The 18,342-nt window shown below is 68.7% G+C and carries 13 protein-coding genes and 2 pseudogenes; 9 read left to right on the forward strand and 6 right to left on the reverse strand.

Going from position 1 to position 18,342, the window contains the following annotated elements; all coding sequences use genetic code 11:
- The first annotated feature begins 415 nt into the window (after positions 1-415).
- The 3 genes and pseudogenes from AB0J21_RS08500 to AB0J21_RS08510 all read left to right on the forward strand — a co-directional run bounded on the left by AB0J21_RS08500 (position 416) and on the right by AB0J21_RS08510 (position 4,546).
- Entirely contained in the window at positions 416-2,878 is a 2,463-nt protein-coding gene (locus AB0J21_RS08500) for a PQQ-dependent sugar dehydrogenase (protein ID WP_363145075.1), read from the forward strand.
- 5 nt (positions 2,879-2,883) lie between these two features.
- A pseudogene (locus AB0J21_RS08505) lies at positions 2,884-4,044 on the forward strand (ThuA domain-containing protein); the annotation flags it as partial.
- A gap of 271 nt (positions 4,045-4,315) precedes the next feature.
- The gene (locus AB0J21_RS08510) at positions 4,316-4,546 is read left to right on the forward strand and encodes a DUF6243 family protein (protein ID WP_363145076.1); all 231 of its coding nucleotides are present in this window, start codon (positions 4,316-4,318) and stop codon (positions 4,544-4,546) included.
- Positions 4,547-4,690: 144 nt separating this feature from the next.
- Here the strand turns inward: AB0J21_RS08510 and AB0J21_RS08515 are convergent, their stop codons facing one another.
- Positions 4,691-5,107, reverse strand: coding sequence for a prevent-host-death family protein (locus AB0J21_RS08515; protein ID WP_363145077.1), 417 nt, complete (start codon positions 5,105-5,107; stop codon positions 4,691-4,693).
- A 104-nt stretch (positions 5,108-5,211) separates the two neighbouring features.
- On the opposite strand from AB0J21_RS08515, the gene AB0J21_RS08520 reads away from it, so the two are divergent.
- Entirely contained in the window at positions 5,212-5,436 is a 225-nt protein-coding gene (locus AB0J21_RS08520; protein ID WP_363145078.1) for a hypothetical protein, read from the forward strand.
- Between the two features lie 46 nt (positions 5,437-5,482).
- On the opposite strand, the gene AB0J21_RS08525 is transcribed toward AB0J21_RS08520, so the two are convergent.
- Complete coding sequence (locus AB0J21_RS08525) at positions 5,483-6,874, reverse strand: MFS transporter (protein WP_363145224.1); 1,392 nt, start codon at positions 6,872-6,874, stop codon at positions 5,483-5,485.
- A 188-nt stretch (positions 6,875-7,062) separates the two neighbouring features.
- Here AB0J21_RS08525 and AB0J21_RS08530 point away from each other — a divergent pair, with 188 nt between their 5' ends.
- The gene (locus AB0J21_RS08530; protein ID WP_363145079.1) at positions 7,063-8,082 is read left to right on the forward strand and encodes a helix-turn-helix transcriptional regulator; all 1,020 of its coding nucleotides are present in this window, start codon (positions 7,063-7,065) and stop codon (positions 8,080-8,082) included.
- Positions 8,083-8,492: 410 nt separating this feature from the next.
- Here AB0J21_RS08530 and AB0J21_RS08535 read toward each other — a convergent pair whose 3' ends face one another.
- The 3 genes and pseudogenes from AB0J21_RS08535 to AB0J21_RS08545 all read right to left on the reverse strand — a co-directional run bounded on the left by AB0J21_RS08535 (position 8,493) and on the right by AB0J21_RS08545 (position 13,409).
- A complete protein-coding gene (locus tag AB0J21_RS08535; RefSeq protein WP_363145080.1) occupies positions 8,493-11,357 on the reverse strand; it encodes an NACHT domain-containing protein in 2,865 nt (954 codons plus the stop codon).
- 358 nt (positions 11,358-11,715) lie between these two features.
- Positions 11,716-11,955 (reverse strand): annotated as a pseudogene (locus AB0J21_RS08540) (alpha/beta hydrolase); the annotation flags it as partial.
- A gap of 14 nt (positions 11,956-11,969) precedes the next feature.
- Positions 11,970-13,409, reverse strand: coding sequence for an MFS transporter (locus AB0J21_RS08545; RefSeq protein ID WP_363145225.1), 1,440 nt, complete (start codon positions 13,407-13,409; stop codon positions 11,970-11,972).
- Positions 13,410-13,602: 193 nt separating this feature from the next.
- Between AB0J21_RS08545 and dusB the strand changes: the two genes are divergently transcribed.
- The 3 genes from dusB (at position 13,603) to AB0J21_RS08560 (ending at position 16,433) form a co-directional block, all read left to right on the forward strand.
- On the forward strand, positions 13,603-14,754 hold the full coding sequence (dusB, locus tag AB0J21_RS08550) for a tRNA dihydrouridine synthase DusB (protein ID WP_363145081.1): 1,152 nt from the start codon (positions 13,603-13,605) through the stop codon (positions 14,752-14,754).
- Between the two features lie 7 nt (positions 14,755-14,761).
- Positions 14,762-15,481, forward strand: a complete 720-nt coding sequence (locus AB0J21_RS08555; RefSeq protein ID WP_363145082.1) for a leucine-rich repeat domain-containing protein — start codon at positions 14,762-14,764, stop codon at positions 15,479-15,481.
- A 145-nt stretch (positions 15,482-15,626) separates the two neighbouring features.
- Entirely contained in the window at positions 15,627-16,433 is an 807-nt protein-coding gene (locus tag AB0J21_RS08560) for an SAM-dependent methyltransferase (protein ID WP_363145083.1), read from the forward strand.
- 99 nt (positions 16,434-16,532) lie between these two features.
- Here AB0J21_RS08560 and AB0J21_RS08565 read toward each other — a convergent pair whose 3' ends face one another.
- Complete coding sequence (locus AB0J21_RS08565) at positions 16,533-17,408, reverse strand: helix-turn-helix transcriptional regulator (protein ID WP_363145084.1); 876 nt, start codon at positions 17,406-17,408, stop codon at positions 16,533-16,535.
- 268 nt (positions 17,409-17,676) lie between these two features.
- Here AB0J21_RS08565 and AB0J21_RS08570 point away from each other — a divergent pair, with 268 nt between their 5' ends.
- Positions 17,677-18,138, forward strand: a complete 462-nt coding sequence (locus AB0J21_RS08570; RefSeq protein WP_363145085.1) for a nuclear transport factor 2 family protein — start codon at positions 17,677-17,679, stop codon at positions 18,136-18,138.
- The last annotated feature ends 204 nt before the right edge of the window (positions 18,139-18,342 follow it).

Consider the following 18,342-nt stretch of genomic DNA (forward strand, 5'->3'; position numbering starts at 1 on the left):
CACACACAAGAACTCAGCTTCTTGCGCTTAATTATTGGAGAATTGCAGAGACTTGTAAGTCAGTCCACGGTCAGGACAGAGAAAATTGCCCGGGCATGTCAACAGCCGGGCGCCGGGCGCGCACCCCGCAACCCCCGGCGGTCATGGGCTCAACTCCCCGTTTTTGACAGGCGCTTGACAAATTCTGGGCCGCTCGCCACGATGCAGAACGCTGTAACCACCGCGCGAAACCCCCCGCTTGAGCCGTGCGAACACGTGGTAGTCCCACGCTTCGGCGCGACACGCGACACGCGAGCCGCCTGTCCGCCGGGGAGTGCGCAGCCACCCCCACCGGCGCGGTGGCCAGCGACGACGAGAGCAAGCGCGGCCGGCGCGCGCCTTGCCTGACACCCCACGAGGTCAGGAAGGAAGCTTCATGTCAGTACGCCCGAGAAGGACCGGGGGCCCGGCGAGAGCCGGGCTGCGCGTCATCACCGCGCTCGCCCTGGTGTTGGGGTCGGGAGCCGTGATCGGCTCCGCGAGCGGCGCGGGCGCCGCCCCGCAGGACATCCCCGCCGCCGACTACCAGCAGGTCGAACTCGCCAGAGGAGCCGCCGAGATCGGCGGCGAGGGCATGTCCCTGTCGGTGCTCCCCGACCGGTCCGTCGTGCACACCTCGCGGGACGGCACGGTACGGATCACCGACGCGGCCGGGAACACCAGGACGGCCGGGAAGCTCGACGTGTACGACCACGACGAGGAGGGGCTCCAAGGCGTCGCGGCCGACCCGGACTTCGACACCAACCGCTGGATCTACCTGTACTACTCGCCGCCCCTGGACACCCCTGCGGGCGATGCTCCCACCACCGGCTCCGCCGCCGACTTCGACCCGTTCAAGGGGCACCTGAACCTCTCCCGGTTCACGCTGAAGGAGGACGGCAGCCTCGACAAGGCGAGCGAGAAGGTCGTCCTCGAAGTCCCCAACGACCGGGGCCAGTGCTGCCACGTCGGCGGCGACCTCGACTTCGACAGCAAGGGCAACCTGTACCTGACCACCGGCGACGACACCAACCCCTTCGAGTCGGCCGGCTACAGCCCGCTCGACGAACGCACCGACCGCAACCCGCAGTTCGACGCGCAGCGCTCCTCCGGCAACACCAACGACCTGCGCGGGAAGCTGCTGCGGATCACGCCCACCGCGGCGGGCGGCTACACCGTCCCCGAGGGCAACCTGTTCGCGCCGGGCACCGAGAGGACCCGCCCCGAGATCTACGCGATGGGCTTCCGCAACCCCTTCCGGATGTCCGTCGACCAGGCGGACGACACCGTCTACCTGGGCGACTACGGGCCGGACGCGGGCGTCACCGCCGCCGACCGGGGGCCGAGCGGACAGGTCGAGTTCAACCGGATCACCCAGGCCGGGAACTTCGGCTGGCCGTACTGCACCGGCACCAACACCACCACCGAGACCTACAACGAGTGGACCTTCCCGGACGGCCCCTCCGGAGCGAAGTACGACTGCGCCGGCGGCCCCGAGAACAACTCCCCGCACAACACCGGGCTCACGAAGCTGCCGCCCGCCAGTCCGGCCTGGATCAGGTACGCCGGGGACGAGGGCTCCCCGCCCGAGTTCGGCAGCGGCTCCGAGTCCCCGATGGCCGGTGACGTCTACCACTACGACGCGAGCCTCGACTCGCCCGTGAAGTTCCCCGAGGAGCTCGACGGCCGCTTCTTCGCCACCGAGTACGGCCGCAAGTGGATCAAGACCGTGGAGGTCGGGAGCGACGGCTCCCCGGGCGCCATCGAGGACTTCCCGTGGACCGGCACCCAGGTCATGGACTCCGAGTTCGGCCCGGACGGCGCGATGTACGTCCTGGACTACGGCACCGGCAGCGACAACCAGGCCCTCTACCGCATCGAGTACCTGGCCGGGAGCAACCGCAGCCCGGTCGCCAAGGCCGCGGCCGACAAGACCTCCGGGGCCACCCCGCTGGCCGTGGAGTTCTCCTCCGAGGGCAGCTCCGACCCCGAGGGCGGCACGCTGTCCTACGCGTGGGACTTCGGTGACGGCGCGCGCTCCGACGAGGCGAACCCGAGCCACACCTACACCGAGGCCGGGACCTTCACACCGACGCTCACCGTGACCGACCCCGAGGGCCTCACCGGCACCGCGAGCCTCGTCGTCACGGCCGGGAACACGGCACCGACCGTCAACCTCACCGCGCCCGCCGACGGACAGCTCTTCTCCTTCGGCGACGACGTGCCCTTCACCGTGACCGGCTCCGACCCGGAGGACGGCGAGCTCGACTGCGCCAAGGTCAAGGTCACCTACTCCCTCGGCCACGACAGCCACACCCACGCGATCACCTCGAAGAACGGCTGCACCGGCACGATCAACGTGCCCAGCGACGGGGAGCACGACGCCGCCGCCAACCTCTACGGGGTCTTCGACGCCGAGTACACCGACAGCGCGGGCCTGACCACGCACAGCGTGCGCAAGCTCCAGCCGCGCCACCGCCAGGGCGAGCACTACAGCGAGATGTCCGGCGTGGAGGCCGCCGCGCACAGCACCGCCGAGGGCGGCACCGCGGTCGGCTTCACCGACGACGGCGACTGGATCGCCTTCGAGCCGTACGTCCTCTCCGACGCCACGTCGATCACCGCGCGCGTCGCCTCGGGCGGGGCGGGCGGCGCCCTGGAGGTCCGCGCGGGCGCGCCCGACGGAACCCTGCTGGGCTCCGTGGACGTGGGCTCCACCGGCGGCTGGGAGACCTACGAGGACGTGCAGGCGGACCTGAGCGGGGCGCCCTCCGGCTCGACCACGCTCTATCTCGTCTTCACCGGCCCCAGCGGACAGGGCAGCCTCTTCGACCTCGACTCCTTCACCCTCGGGACGTGAGCGCGATGACCCGGAACCGACGCCAGGGCAGACGCCTGGCGGCCCTCGCCACCCTCGCCCTCGCGGGCGCGCTGCTGGCCCCCGCCACGGCGGGCGCGGCGGCCGACCCGTACGAGGTCCTGGTCTTCTCCAAGACCGCAGGCTTCCGCCACGACTCGATCCCCACCGGCATCGCGACGCTCCAGGAGCTGGGCGCGGAGCACGACTTCACCGTCACCGCGACCGAGGACGCCGCCGCCTTCACCCCGCAGAACCTCGCCGGGTACGAGGCGGTCGTCTTCCTCAGCACCACCGGGGACGTCCTCGACGACACCCAGCAGGACGCCCTCCAGTCGTACGTGGACGGGGGCGGCGGCTACCTCGGCGTGCACGCCGCCGCCGACACCGAGTACGACTGGCCCTACTACCGGCAGCTCGTCGGCGCCTGGTTCCAGAGCCACCCGGCCATCCAGGACGCGACCGTCGTGACCGAGGACCACGAGCACCCGGCCACCGCGCACTTCGGCCCGACCTGGCTGCACAACGACGAGCTGTACAACTACCGCACCAACCCGCGCGACCAGGTGCACGTCCTCCAGACCCTCGACGAATCCACCTACGAGGGCGGGGAGATGGGCGACGACCACCCCATCACCTGGTGCCATCCGCAGGAGGAGGGCCGGTCCTTCTACACCGGGCTCGGCCACACCGACGAGTCGTACGCCGACCCGGACTTCCGGGCGCTGCTGCTCGGCGGACTCCAGTACGCGGCCGGTCAGGCCGAGGCCGACTGCACGCCCCCGGAGGGCGGCGGCGAGCAGCCCGCGACCGTCGAGGCGGAGTCCTTCAGCTCCGGCTCGGGCGTGCAGGCGGCCGGGCACGCGGCGGCGAGCGGCGGCGCGACCCTCGGCTACATCGAGGACGGCGACTGGGCCGGATACGCCGACGTCGCCACCGAGGGCGCGGCCTCCTTCACCGCGAAGGTGTCCTCGGCGGGCGCGGGCGGCACGATCCACGTCCACGCGGGCTCGGCCACCGGCCCCGAACTGGGCAGCGCCGAGGTCACGCCCACCGGTTCCTGGGAGACCTTCACGACCGTCTCCACCCCGCTGACCGGCACCGGTCAGGGCCCGCTCTTCCTGCGCTTCACGGGCGGCGCGGGCTCCCTCTTCGACATCGACAGCTTCTCGCTGACGGCGGCGGAAGGAGGGGCCGCGAAGTAGGGGCGTGCGGTCCCCGGCGGGCAGCGCGGCGCAAAACGCGGTGCGCGGCCCGCCGGGGACGCGGTACCGTCTGACCCATGTTCTTCATGACGCCGATCTACGAGTGAGAGCGCGGCGGAGGCCCGGGGTACGCGATCCCCGCCGCTGACCGCCCCCTTCCGTCGTTCCCCCACCCTTCACCGCGCCCGTGCGGCGCGTTGCCGTGGCGCGGTCCACACTGATCGGAGCAGGACACATGGCGAAGAGCCGAAACAACCTCCTGGGCGTAGGCGGCCAGCGCGGCAAGCTGCCCAAGCCCGGCCAGGCGGGCCACACCGGCCCCGCCGACCGTCGCGCGGCCGAGGACCACAAGCAGGAACTGGCCCGCAAGATGCGCGAGAAGCTGACCGGCACCCCGCAGCCCGACCCGGAGCCGGAGTCCGCGACGGACCAGGCCCAGGCGAGCGAGGGCGAGCAGAACAGCTGACGTGAGCGGGGCCCGCGAGGCCCCGCAGCTCCCCGCATGAGCGACCGCCCGGCCCTTGGGGCCGGGCGGTCGTGCTGTCAGCTGTCGGTGTCCTTCGGATGGCGCGGGGAGGCGAGGACGAAGTGGACGGTGCGGCGTGCCTCGTCACACCTGCGCGCGTTCGAGGCAGTGGTCGAGCACAGCTCGCTCCAACCGCCACTCGACCACGACGCGGTGCAGTGCCGAATGGACATCCAGCTCCGCGGCGTCGTGTGCGGCGTTCACGAGGTCGACGACGAACTCCCGGACCACCTGTGCGGCCAGACGCCTGGTCCACGGAAACACCTCTGGCAGCGCTGCCTGGACGGCCCTGCTACCGGCGTCGCTGCCGATCAGCGCGGTGAACAGCCGGGCGACGAGCTCTGCGGACTCCTCGCGCTCCCGGTCGTGCTGCTCCGTGGTGAGGTAGAGGTCCTCGCCGTCGCGACGGGTGACGTGCACGCGATGCGCCCGCTCCACCGTGTCGGCGACGCGTCCGGGATTCTTCGACAGCCCGGAGAACGAAACAGTCGGTGCGAACATGACGCCACCGTGGCTTCGGAGCAAGTCCCGAAGTCAAGCGGTGGCTCGTCGGCCTGTGAGGTGCGGCGCCGTCCGCCGAGCCACGGAGGAGAAGGAGCGGAGTCGTGACCCGACAAGAGGGGGAACCGGTGGGGCTGCCGAGGCGACCCTCGGGTGCCGGTGCCAACGCCGGTAGCGCGAGCGGCGACAAGGGGAGAGGGGCAGCGGGCCTCGCGAGGTGGGCGCCCTCCGAGCGACGCGCGCTCGCTCTGGCCCGCCTGCGCGCCCTGGCCCAGGAGGGGGCTCTGGACCTCGCCGTCTTCGAGGTGAAGGGCCGGTACCGCCACTGACCGGGCGGTCTGTCGTTGACTGACGCGGGCGGCCCGGCCCACCCCCTCACACCACGGCCCTCGGCAACCGCACGCTCAGCGCCGCCGTCAGCAGTACCGCGCCGATCTGCACCAGCAGGGTCGTGGCCAGGGCCGTGCCCGTTCCCGTGGACGGGGCCAGGGACAGGAACAGCGTGCCGAGGGTCGCGACGCCCAGGGCCAGGGCGGCCTGCTGGGTCGTGGACATGACGCCGCCGCCGACCCCCGCGCGCTCGGCCGGGACCTCGGACAGCACGATCCGCAGGACCACCGGGAGCTGGAAGGACTGGCCGAGACCGGCGAGCACCATGCCCGGCGCGAGGCTCAGCACCCCCAGGTCCGGCCAGCCCGCGTGGACCGTCACCACGACCACCCCGAGGCCCAGCGCCTGGAGCAGCGCGCCCGCGGTCACCACCGGGCTCCCGAAGCGGCGCACCAGCCGGGGACCGGCCAGCGAACCGAAGAAGAAGGCGACCGCCGCCGGGGTCAGCGACAGACCGGCCTCGACCGGGCCCATCCGCAGGCCCTGCTGGAGCGCCACCGCCATCACGAACATGAACCCGCCGAACCCGATGCTGAACGGCACCAGGATCAGCAGCCCCCGGCGCAAGGACACGATCCGGAACAGGGACGGCGGGACGAGCGGCGTCCGGCCCGCCCGGTCCGCGCGCCGCTCCACCACCAGGAAGGCGGCCGCCGTGAACGGGAACACGGCGAGCAGCACCCAGGTCCACAGCGGCCAGCCCGCCGCCCGGCCCTCGGTCAGCGGCAGCAGCAGCGCCACGAGACCCACCGCGAGCAGCGCCGTACCGGGGACGTCCACCGGGGCGGGCGCCGCCGAGCGCGTCTCCGGCACCGAGCGCACCGCGCACAGCAGACCGGCCGCCGCCACCGGCACGTTGACCAGGAAGACGGCCCGCCAGCCGAGCCCCGCGACATCGGCGGAGACGAGGACCCCGCCCAGGATCTGCCCGGCCACCATGGACAGCCCCGCCGTCGCCCCGTACAGACTCATGGCCTTCGCGCGGCGCGCCCCGGCCGTCGTGGACTGGATGGTCGCGAGCACCTGCGGCAGCATGAACGCCGCCGCCGCGCCCTGCGCGATCCGCGCCGCCACCAGGACGCCCGCCGTCGGCGCGAGACCGCAGGCCAGCGAGGTCAGCCCGAAGGCGGCCATCCCCGCGAGGAACAGCGTCCGCCGCCCGAACAGGTCCCCGATCCGGCCGCCGAGCACCAGCAGCACGGCGTACGCGACCCCGTACCCGGCGACGACCAGTTCCAGCGTCGCCTCCCCGGCACCGAGATCCCGGCCCATGTCCGGCAGGGCCACATTGACGATGAAGAAGTCGACGAGCGGCAGCGCCGCCCCCAGCAGCACGGTGAACAGCCCGAAGGAACCGAGGACCGCCCCGTGCGCCACGACGACCGGCCCGGGGTCCGCCCCCGGGAGCGCCGACTGCCGCGTTCCGCTCTCACTTACGTTGGTGTCACTCACGTACGGCAGCCTGCGCCCGTCGTGAAAGGGGTACCAGAGTCTCCTTATACGGGTACCGGTCCCACCTGGCTGAGTCCCTGGTCCTGCCCGCCGGGGTGCGGCAGGCTGGAGGCATGACGCGTACGACGACGGGATCGATCCAGGCTCTTCCGTCCCCCGCGCCCGGGTTCGCCCCCGGGTCCCTCCCGGCGGCCCCGCCCGGCCCCGCCGCCGAGGGCGAGGCGCGGGCGCGCCGCCGCGAGCTGGCCGGCTTCCTGCGCAGCCGGCGGGAGCGGATCACCCCGGAGCAGGTCGGGCTGGTGCGCGGGCGCAGGCGCCGCACGCCGGGGCTGCGCCGCGAGGAGGTCGCGCAGCTCGCCGCCGTCGGGGTCACCTGGTACACCTGGCTCGAACAGGGACGGGACATCCAGGTCTCCCCGCAGGTCCTGGACGCGGTCGCCCGCGCCCTGCTGCTCGACCCGGGCGAACGGACGCACCTCTTCCGGCTCGGCGGGGCCGTGGACCCGGCGCCCGGCACGCTCTGCCCCGCGATCACCCCGGCGGTGCGGGCGCTGCTGGAGCAACTGGAGCCGGTCGCGGCCTGTGTGCAGAACGGCCGTTACGACATCCTCGCCCACAACAGGGTGTTCGGGCGGCTGCTGTGCGACCTGGACACGGTGCCGCCCGAGGACCGCAACTGCATGATCCTCGCCCTCACCCACGAGGGCTGGCGCTCCTCGCTCTCCCAACTCGACAGCACCGTACGGGCGATGGCCGCCAAGTTCCGCGCCTCGATGGCCGATCACCTCGCCGAGCCGGCCTGGCGCGCGATGCTGGACAGGCTCATGGAGTCGCCCCAGTTCCGCGAGGTGTGGGAGCGCCACGAGGTGCTCGCGCCGCGCTCCAGGACCAAGCACTTCCGCAACGCCGAGGTCGGCCCGCTCAGCGTCGTCCACACCGATCTGTGGCTCGGCCCGGCGGACGGCCCCCGGCTCGTCACCTACGTGCCCGCCGACGAGGAGAGCCGGCGAGGTCTCGAACAACTCCTGCGCCTGGCACAGGAGAAGGAGGAGGTCAGCCCCGACCATGCACGGTGGAGCGGTAGATGCACTGGGCCGTGCTGGGGGCCGGCAAGCTCAGAGAGCGCTGCGTGAAGACGCCGGGCGAACTTGGCACGACGGAGATCGGAAAGGCCGGGTTGTGACCATAAGTCGATTATCCAGGAAGAGGCTCCTGGTGCTGCCTCACTCGGCGACAAGGCGCCGCAAACAAGGAAAGCGGCTGCGGCCCGGCGGCCGCAGCGGTTGTGGCCTTCTGCGTTGTCCCATCAGACCTGCGAGGGTTCGCATTACCACCTGATCGATCTCCTCGGACAGGTTCCTCTCCGGACTGTCGAATCCGGCCATCGCGTGTTCGCCAATATTCCGCGACTGGACACCCGCCCGGTCGTCATTTAACACGACGACGGCTTCGCCTGGGTGTTTATCGGCCCCTACGACGGCGTGGGCGAGCCGGAGCACTTCAGATAAGAAATCAGGGCGTCTGAATGTAATCACTTCATTTTCTACTGGAGGTGAACTTCCAAGATATCGATTTCACGCGCACACCACTTCACTACGAAATTCGCCCTGTCCTCAGGAAGAATGTCAAGCACCTGACGCAGTTTGGTTTCTCCGATTTCTCCTTTGCGGGCACGCGAAATTGCTCGATAGATGGAGCCTCGCTGGCCAGAAGTGAACCGCTTCCTGGTCCCGATCACTAGCTCCAGCAGGCGATCCCCACCCAACATTACGTTAAGAATCCTCAGGAATAGCTGATCGCTGTCCTCAGGGATCGAATTTGTTTCATCGTGTTCCCATCTGTGCATCCTCACCATCTTCGCCCAGGGAGTTGGCGCTGCAAGCAGGAGTTCCAACATTCGCGCTACCTCCTTGCGCAAACCCTCCGGATTCGCCGAATCCGCGTCGCCGACTTCTTCAATCCCTCCAAGGGATTGACCCCTATAGGTCATGAAGGTGTAAAGGTTTTCGGGGCTCGATGCAGCCGCCATTTTATGGTGACCGTCCTCGAAGATCACTTTCACGCCATGTCGCGAAACTACTTCATCAAGCGTGCACCTCCCCTTCTGGTACATTTTCACGGCGAACCAAGGTTCAGAAATGCAGAGATCTTCAATCTCCTTTTCGAAGGTATCAACAACTTGATTTTCCACTTCGTTCCAGTAGTTACCGCCGCGGTCGTCGGCAGTTCCTGTGTAAGCCGTTAGGCTCAAGGCGAAGGCGAGGCATTCAGTCTTTTCCGGCATCGCCGTAATTGAGGTAATAATCTGATCGGCAATCACTGGATGCAACTCAGCGGGCGCCTTCAAAAGGCCCCTAGCCGCAGATGAAAGCGAATGCTTCTTCCTATCTTCAGGAATCGATCCGGCAAGAATCATCTGAAGGAAGTTGTCTGTGACGCTACGCAAAACGGCTGGGCGTAGATCCATGAACTCGACCGACCGCGCACAGAATGATGTGATTGCTATCCGGGCGCTACGATCGGACTCCTCTTTAATTTTTTCAAGTAGCGCCAGGATTGCCCCGTTCGACCCATCAAGGAGTCTCTCGTCGAGTGTCTGAATCGCGAGCTGCGCGATTACATCCCACTCTTGCACCCGCAATTTGGAATAGAGAACATCCAAGATCGACCTGACGTCGCTGCATTCGCGTACGATCTGTCGCGCCGCAAAGTACTCGAGAAACGTGCGATGCGTAAAGGCGTAAAGATTGTTTCCTGCGATGTCTGTTCCTACGTCCGTCAGCACCCATGCGCGCCCACGGCAGTATTCTACAAACTGGCGTGCGGCGTCCTGGGCGGCATCGAAGTCCTCGTAGTATCGACCGTGGAGATAGCTGGTCGTGAACTGAACCAGTCTTTTCTCTGTGATTCCAGATGCGCCGTCGTTACTCTGCATAAGATTAAGCGCGAGAGCGAACATGGCATTCTGCATACCCCGCTCGAACGGCTTCTCTACGAGGATTCCACGAGAGGAATCCCACCTCTCGAAGAGAAACTCTGAGCAGCGTCGATACAACTCGGGTCTGTTTCGCGGAATATACCCAGCGCCCCTATATAGGGCGCACATGAGCCCCAGCATTAGCGGATTGCCGCCGAGGTCGTCTGCGTGTGAAAGCTCGTTGAGGAAGTTTTCAGCAAGCCTAGTGCGCTCGGATTGACCTCCAGAACGCATCAAACCGAACCAGTTTCGCACGTAGGATTGGCGCTGGCCATAGGAAAAACTACCCAACGTCAATACCTCAAAGAGATCTGCGTCGAGAGGTGACAGGTCGTATCCAACCTTGCGCGAAGTGACCATGATCGGAGTACCTGGATAGGCCAGCGAAAAGGCTTCGACTGCGCTAACCATATCCTGACGCAGGGCGGTGTTCGTCAATTCATCCATGCCATCAAAGATGACGGCGGCGCGAGAGTTGAGGAGAAGATATTCAATGCAGCCTTCCGGTGCCGGTGTTGAATAAAGTGCACCGCAAATCTTTTCAATGTACTCCACGATTGAGACTCGTGAGTTTTGGAAGTATTTCGCATAGTCGCGCATGACGACCTTGAAAGGCGCCTTTGCGGCTGATCCGCGGTTCCTTCCTCGAGCCAAGTCAACGCAAAGTTTCGTAGCCAGAGTCGATTTGCCTCCGCCGGGATCCCCGAGGATGACCACGCGGGGGTAGTTTTCAAAGATGTCCTTGGGTAGAAGCGCAGTTTCTCTGTGAAATCTTTCCTCGTTATCTCCCTCCTCTTTTAGGGTTGCTTGCACATAGATTCGATCGATGGCGATGCGGCTACCCGAGTCAATTTGTGGAGGTCTAACTTTGTTCTCAGTCAGTGCAACCTGTCGACTGAAATGTTTATGAAATTCGTCGTAGGTGCGCAGATCGTCAATCTTGCAAATTAGATCACAGTTTCGCGTGCTTGCCGCAGCTTGCGCTGAAACGACCCTTGCTGATGTTAGTGAGACCTTCTTCTCGGAATTTAGCTCTGCAAGTTTTGACGTGATAGCTGCGGAGAGATCGTCAAACAGGGCGTCGGAAACTGCCTGTAGATTATTTTCCGGAACAGTGCGATAAAGCCTCATGGATTCATTTAGAGACTTCCGCAATGCGGCAATTTCGCTTTTCTTGTTGGCGGACGTTGCGATGGAAAGTCGCAAAGTCAATTGTTCAAACTCTCCTGACTGGATGAATTGGGCAATCTTTTCTCGGGATGCGGGAGTTAGGTTGGGGATCTGCTCAAGTGCGACAGAGTGAAATGTGTTGGGTCCGGCCTTTATGGCGTTGCGAGCGGCAATCCTGTTCGCGATACCACCACCTGCCTGTCTCAAAAATCGGCCAGCAAGCGTTCCCAAAATGGAACCTACGGCTCGACTCGCAGCCATCGAAATCGGATCCAAGGTGTCCCCCCGTATTTGGTATGCCGATCAACTGATCGGCAGTCTAGGGCGGTGCGACCGGACATGGGCGTCGAGTTAGAGGATTGCCTCAAATCGGTTGGCTGAAGCCGTGGAACCGGCCGCCCACTCACAGAGGCTTTCTCCCGATCACGATGCTCGCTCAACGTCGCGACCGGTGCAGCCAGGGCCAGAACGGGGCGACGGCAGGAGTGCCCAGGCGCTGGCGGCGAGCTGTGAATGCGGGCCAGTAGAGCGCGGGACGGGGAACGGGGGCGGGAGACGGCGCCGGTCGCGGCCTGAGCGGCGGGACCCGTCCGGTCAGCCCCCGCCCCGGCTGCGGGGCTCAGGCCGGGCAGCGGACGTCACCGGACGGGCGCCGGCCCGTCGTCAGGAACGCGGTCACCGTACGGTCCCCGCACGCGTTGCCGTTGTTGAGGCAGGCGCCGTGCCCGCCGCTGTCGACGCTCACGAGCCGGGCCCGGTCACCCAGCGCCGCCCGCATCCGCAGGGCACCCGCGTACGGGGTGGCCGGATCGCGGAGGTCCTGGATCATCAGGATGGTGGAGGGGCCGTGCGCGTTCACGTGCACCGGGCGGGTCAGTCCTTGACGACGGTGACCTGGGCGGGCGTCGCCGGCTCGGCGTCCTCGATCGCGAGGCGTCCTGCGGTACGGCGGGCCGTGCCCGCCGCCCAGCCGCCCGAGGTGAGCAGGCCCAGGAGCAGGACGGCCACCCCGCAGCCCGTGAGGATCCACCACGCGGGGCGGGCCGCGCCGGAGAAGGTCGCGGCGTACGAGGAGGGGTCGATGCGGGAGGCGATCACGGCGCCGATGACGGCGACGCCGAGGGTCGAGCCGGTCTGCCGGCTCGTGGAGGCGACGGCCGCCGCGACCCCGGCCTGGGCGCGCGGCATACCCGAGACGGCCGTGTTGGTGATCGGCGCGTTGATGAAACCGAAGCCGAGACCGAACAGGGCGAAGCCCGCCAGCAGGCTCCACGTGTGCTCCTGCGCGTCGAAGCCCGCGAAGGCCAGCCCGCTCGCCGTCATCGCCGCACCCGCGATCAGCAGCGGGACGCGGGTGCCGCGCGAGCCGACGAGGCGGCCCGACAGGGGCGCGCACACGAAGGACAGCGCGGCCATCGGCAGCATCATGAGCCCCGCGTCGAGCGCGTCCAGGCCCCGCACGTTCTGGAGGTACAGCGTGTTCAGGAACAGGAAGCCGGCCAGCGCGGAGAAACCGCACACCGCGATCACCGTGGCCCCGCTGAACGGGGCGCTGCGGAAGAAGCGCAGGTCGATCAGGGGCTCCGGACGCCGCCCCTCGTAGCGGACCAGCCCCAGCAGGGCCAGGACGACCACCGCCGCGCAGGCCAGGATGAGCGGCGAGGTCCAGCCCGCGTCCGGCGCCTCGATGATGCCGAAGGTCAGCGCGCCGAGCAGGGCGATCACGAGGAGCTGACCCACCGGGTCGGGGCGGCGCGCCCGCGCGGCCCGGGACTCGGGCACGTAGCGCGCCGTGAGCACGAGCGCCGCGATGCCCACCGGCAGGTTGACCCAGAAGATCGACCGCCAGCCGACCGAGTCCACGAGCAGACCGCCGACCAGCGGACCGGCCGCCATCGAGACGCCGACGACCGCGCCCCACACCCCGATCGCCCGCGCCCGCTCGCGCGGGTCGGTGAAGGTGTTGGTGATGATCGACATGGCCACCGGGTTGAGCATCGAGCCGCCGATCGCCTGGACCATCCGGAAGACGACCAGCAGCTCCAGGTTGGGCGCGACCGAGCACAGGGCCGAGCCCAGGGTGAAGACGAGGAGCCCGAGGCGGAAGACGCGGCGTCGGCCGATCCGGTCGGCGGTGGACCCCGCGAGCATCAGCAGGCAGGCCAGGACCAGGGTGTACGCGTCGATCGTCCACTGCATCCCGGAGACGCTCGCGTGCAGCTCACGCTGCATCGAGGGCAGGGCGACGTTCAGCACGGTGTTGTCGAGACTGACGATCAGCAGGCTCATGCAGCAGATCGCCAGGACGAGCATCCGGCGCCGGTGGCTCAGGACGGGGGACGAGCCGCCGGGGGACGGGGTGCGGGAGGCGGGTGACTCGGCGCTCGGGGAGGCGGGCGTTTCGGGCATGACGACAAGCCTAGTCGATAGTACGGTTAACTAACTAATAAGTAGGTGCTGTGGACACCGGAACACCGGCGCCGGCGGAGTGCGGGACAATGAATCCATGTCCCTCGCGTTCCCCGCCGTCGCCACCCCTCTGACGATCGGCCCGCACACCGTCCAGCCGCCCGTCGTGCTCGCCCCCATGGCGGGCATCACCAACGCGCCGTTCCGCACCCTGTGCAGGGAGTTCAGCGGCGGCAAGGGCCTGTTCGTGAGCGAGATGATCACCACGAGGGCGCTGGTGGAGCGCAACGAGAAGACGATGCAGCTCGTCCGCTTCGGCCCGGCCGAGACGCCCCGCTCGATCCAGCTCTACGGAGTGGACCCGGCCACCGTCGGCAAGGCGGCCCGCATGATCGCCGAGGAGGATCTCGCCGACCACATCGACCTGAACTTCGGCTGCCCCGTGCCGAAGGTCACCCGCAAGGGCGGCGGCTCCGCCCTGCCCTACAAGCGCAACCTGCTGCGCGCGATCCTGCGCGAGGCGGTGGCCGGGGCGGACGGCCTCCCGGTCACCATGAAGATGCGCAAGGGCATCGACGAGGACCACCTCACCGCGCTCGACGCGGGCCGGATCGCCGTCGAGGAGGGCATCAGCGCGATCGCCCTGCACGGCCGCACCGCCGCCCAGCACTACGGCGGCACCGCCGACTGGGAGTCCATCGCGCGCCTCAAGGAGCACGTCCCCGAGATCCCGGTGCTCGGCAACGGCGACATCTGGTGCGCCGAGGACGCGGTCCGCATGATGCGCGAGACCGGCTGCGACGGAGTGGTCGTGGGCCGTGGCTGCCTCGGGCGGCCCTGGATCTTCGGCGACCTCGTCGCCCTGTTCGAGGGCACCGCCGCACCCGCCGCCCCGTCCCTGCGCGAGGTCGCCGACGTCATGCTGCGCCACGCGACCCTGCTCGGCGAGTGGCTGGGCGACGAGGCGCGCGGCGTCATCGACTTCCGCAAGCACGTCGCGTGGTACCTCAAGGGCTTCTCGGTCGGCTCCGAGATGCGCAAGCGGCTCGCGGTCACCTCGTCCCTCGCGGAGCTGGCCGAGGGTCTCGCCGACCTCGACCTCGACCAGCCCTGGCCGGCCGCCGCCGAGGGCCCCCGGGGCCGTACCTCCGGAAAGAACCGCGTCACCCTCCCCGACGGCTGGCTGAACGACCCGTGGGACTGCGCGGCCCTCACCGAGGACGCCGAGTCCGACACCTCGGGCGGCTGAGGAAACGGTGGGGGACACGCTCGACCTCTGGAAGCGGCGATGCGGGCGGGTCCCCGACGAGGTGTGGGAGCGCACCGGCCTCACCACGCTGATCCTCGCGGACAACGAGCTGACCGCGCTGCCCGCCGCCGTGGGCCGCCTGCACGCCCTGCGCACCCTCGACCTCGGCCACAACCTGCTCACCGGGCTGCCGGAGGAACTGGGTGCGCTGACCTCCCTGAGCGACTGCCTCTACCTGCACGACAACCGCCTCACCGCACTCCCCGACAGCCTGGGCGGGCTCACCGCCCTGCGCTACCTCAACATCGGCGAGAACCCCCTGACCGCGCTCCCCGCCACGCTCGGCGACCTGGGCGCCCTCCTCGAACTGCACGCCCAGCACGCGCACCTGCGCACCCTGCCCGACTCGCTCGGCCGGCTCGTCCGGCTGCGCGAACTGCGCCTGCGCGGCAACGCGTTGACCGCCCTGCCCGCCACCTTCGCGGAACTGCGCGCACTGCGCCGCCTGGAGCTGCGCGACAACCGGTTCACGAGCGTCCCCGCGTGCCTGGCGGGCCTTCCCCTGCTGCGCGAACTCGACCTGCGCGGCAACCCGCTGACCACCCTGCCGCAGTGGCTGACCCGGCTGCCCGCGCTGGAACGACTCGACGTGCGCTGGACAGGGGCGGCGGAGGCGGCAGGCGTACGCGGGGAACTGGAAGCACGCGGCTGCGTGGTGTGGGGATGAGGGACGGCCGGGCCGGACCGGTGAACCCGAAGAACCGCTGGTGTCCCGTGGGGCCTTGGGGGATCATGTGCATCCCGGGACGACAGGACGCGCCCCACCCCCGCGTGTGCTGTCGCCGAGTTGTTTAGCGAGAGAAGACGACGCCATGAGCTCGCCGCTGGAAGACCGCCTGCGCCACATGGAACAGAGCCTGAACACGAGCGTTCCGCACTCCGCCCGGATGTGGAACTACTGGCTCGGCGGCAAGGACAACTACGATGCGGACCGCCAACTGGGCCAGCGCATGGCCGAGTTGTACCCGCAGATCATCGAGATCGCGCGCGCCTCACGGAAGTTCCAGGCGCGAGCGGTGCGGTACCTGGCCACCGAGGCCAAAGTCCGGCAGTTCCTCGACCTCGGTACGGGGCTGCCCACGGCCAACGCGACGCACGAGGTCGCGCAGGAGGCCGCCCCCACCTCCCGGATCGTGTACGTCGACCACGACCCGATCGTCCTCGCCCACGCGCGGGCCCTGCTCACCAGCGGCCCCGAGGGCGCCACCGACTACGTGCACGGCGACCTCACGGACGCGCCCGCCGTGCTGAAGGAGGCGGCCCGCACCCTGGACCTCAGCCGGCCGGTCGCCGTCCTGATCATGTCCACCCTCGGCCACGTCGCCGACAGCGGCGAGGCCCACGCCCTGCTCCGCTCCTACCTCGACGCGCTGCCCTCCGGCAGCTACCTCGTGCAGTGCGACACCATCGAGACACCCGAGTCCAAGGCCGCCTCCGACGACTACGCGGACGGCGGCGCGATGCCGTACATCTCCCGCCCCAAGGAGGACATGGCCCGCTTCACCGAAGGCCTCGACGTGCTCGACCCCGGCTTCGGCTCGATCAGCCTGTGGCGCCCCGAGGAACCGCTGACGGGGGAGCCCCTGGAACAGTGGGGCTTCGTGGGACGCAAGCCGTAGCCTGGCGGCGGGCCCGGGTGCGGCACCTGCCGTGTGGCGCACCCTCAGCGCCGTGCCGCCCGGCGTACGGAGGCGCGGTCCCGTCGGCGGCCCGCAGGGTCAGGCCTTGCGCGCACGCCGCCCGAAGTCCGCCGCCACCGAGGAGACCACATCAAGGGACACCGCCGGTGACAGGGCCACGGACCGCAGCAGGCCGTACGCCTCCTGCGCCCGGCTGACCTTGTACGGATCGTCGATCAGCGTTCCGGAGAACGCGGTCTCCGTGTAGCCGACCGGCGGTGTGTCCTCGAACGTCATCAAGGTCAGCATCGCGCCCATGGCGGCGTGCGCCCCTTCGCTGACGGGGAGCACCTGAAGGCCGATCTCACCGCGCGAGGCCAGGTCGGCGATGTGCTGCAACTGCCCCTCCATCACGGTGTCACTGCCGACCGGCAGCCGCAGGACGTGCTCGTGCAGGACCACCCAGTACTGAGGCCGTGTCGCGTCCTTCAGGATCTCCTGTCGTACGGCCCGGCCGGTGATCTGCCCCTCGATGTACTCCTCGGTGGCGAAGGGACGCGCCGCCAGCACGATCGCCCGGATGTAGCCGGGGGTCTGCAACAGCCCCGGAACGAGGATCGGGGCGAAGTCGTCGATGGTCGTCGCCAGGTGTTCGAGGGCCTCCGTGTGCGCGAAGTACCTCGCCTGGTACAGGGCCTTGTCCTGAGCCTCGCGGGCCGGGCGGTCGGCCAGTATGACGAGCTTCCTGACCAGCCGGTGCAGCATCCCCCCGGTCCCCAGAACCTGGTCGATCCGTTCCGCCACGTCCAGTTGCGGTTTGCGCTGGCCGGTCTCGAACTGGGCGATGTAACTGGCCGAGACGAACACCAGGCCGCCCAGTCCGGACTGGGTGAGACCGGCTGCCATCCGGGCGCGCTTCAGCTCCTCGCCGAAGTACTCCCAGGTGAGGATCTTGAACTCTTCGTCGGTGCTCAAGTCTTGCCCCTCGTGCGCAAGTTGGCCGTTGCCGTCGCGTGTGCGGCATCGGTCCCAACCTACGAGACGCCGAGCGGGCCCACCCTCCGTTATCCGCACTTCGCACCCGTACGGGAGCCCCGGCGCGACAGGAGAACCGTCACGTCGAACGAGCGTGCGGTGCGGGGGAGGGCGGGGCGACCGGGACGTGGGCCCGGATGCCGGCAGCGTTCCGACCTGGGGTTCGCGGACTTGACCTCAAGTCCACTTGATGACGGAGGCTCCGATCATGACCACGCATGCGGATCACACAGAGATCGGCGGACTCGTCGACCGGTACTTCCGGGCACTGGACGCGCGGGAGTTCCCGGCGGGCTGGGCCCGGGACTTCTTCACGGACCAGGCGCGCATGGAGATGCCGGTCGGGGTGGACCAGGGCGCCGAGGCCGTCCGCGCCACCGAGCGGGCCCTGCGCCGCTTCGACCGCACCCAGCACATCGCCTCCGGGCTCATCACCGACACGGAGGCGGAGGAGGGGCGGGCCACCGCCTCGTGGAACGCGCTGATGACCCACGTCCACCACGAGGCCACCCTCCGGGAGCGCGGGGAGCGGGCCGACCCCCTGTTCTTCGTGGGCGGCCGCTTCGAGGCGGAACTCCACCGCACCCCGGCCGGCTGGCGCTTCACCCAGCTGGCCGTGCGGCCGGTCTGGACGAAGGGCCAGCCGCCGCCGGGCATGAGCGAGGGGTGAGCCGGGTGGCTGGTCGCGGCGCGGACGAGGAGGCCGGGGGAGGAGCGGCCGCTCCGGGCACGGCCGCCTCGCACGGTGCGCTTACGATGCTCACTGGACGAAGCCGGACCGGCCGAGAGGGGCTTTTGGAAACCATGAGTAGTGGCGCGACCGCTCCCCGGCCAGATGCCGTCCAGGGCATGATCCCCGTCGAGCTGGACGAGA

It is taken from the genome of Streptomyces sp. NPDC049954 (genome assembly GCF_040656295.1).
Lineage (GTDB): Bacteria > Actinomycetota > Actinomycetes > Streptomycetales > Streptomycetaceae > Streptomyces.

Bases quoted from the DNA above. Each gene is read 5' to 3' on its own strand.
- AB0J21_RS08515 (WP_363145077.1), bottom strand. From the start codon at position 5,107: ATGTTCGCACCGACTGTTTCGTTCTCCGGGCTGTCGAAGAATCCCGGA.
- AB0J21_RS08535 (WP_363145080.1), bottom strand. From the start codon at position 11,357: ATGGCTGCGAGTCGAGCCGTAGGTTCCATTTTGGGAACGCTTGCTGGC.
- AB0J21_RS08545 (WP_363145225.1), bottom strand. From the start codon at position 13,409: ATGCTCGTCCTGGCGATCTGCTGCATGAGCCTGCTGATCGTCAGTCTC.
- AB0J21_RS08530 (WP_363145079.1), top strand. From the start codon at position 7,063: ATGACGCGTACGACGACGGGATCGATCCAGGCTCTTCCGTCCCCCGCG.
- AB0J21_RS08570 (WP_363145085.1), top strand. From the start codon at position 17,677: ATGACCACGCATGCGGATCACACAGAGATCGGCGGACTCGTCGACCGG.
- dusB (WP_363145081.1), top strand. From the start codon at position 13,603: ATGTCCCTCGCGTTCCCCGCCGTCGCCACCCCTCTGACGATCGGCCCG.
- AB0J21_RS08560 (WP_363145083.1), top strand. From the start codon at position 15,627: ATGAGCTCGCCGCTGGAAGACCGCCTGCGCCACATGGAACAGAGCCTG.
- AB0J21_RS08500 (WP_363145075.1), top strand. From the start codon at position 416: ATGTCAGTACGCCCGAGAAGGACCGGGGGCCCGGCGAGAGCCGGGCTG.
- AB0J21_RS08510 (WP_363145076.1), top strand. From the start codon at position 4,316: ATGGCGAAGAGCCGAAACAACCTCCTGGGCGTAGGCGGCCAGCGCGGC.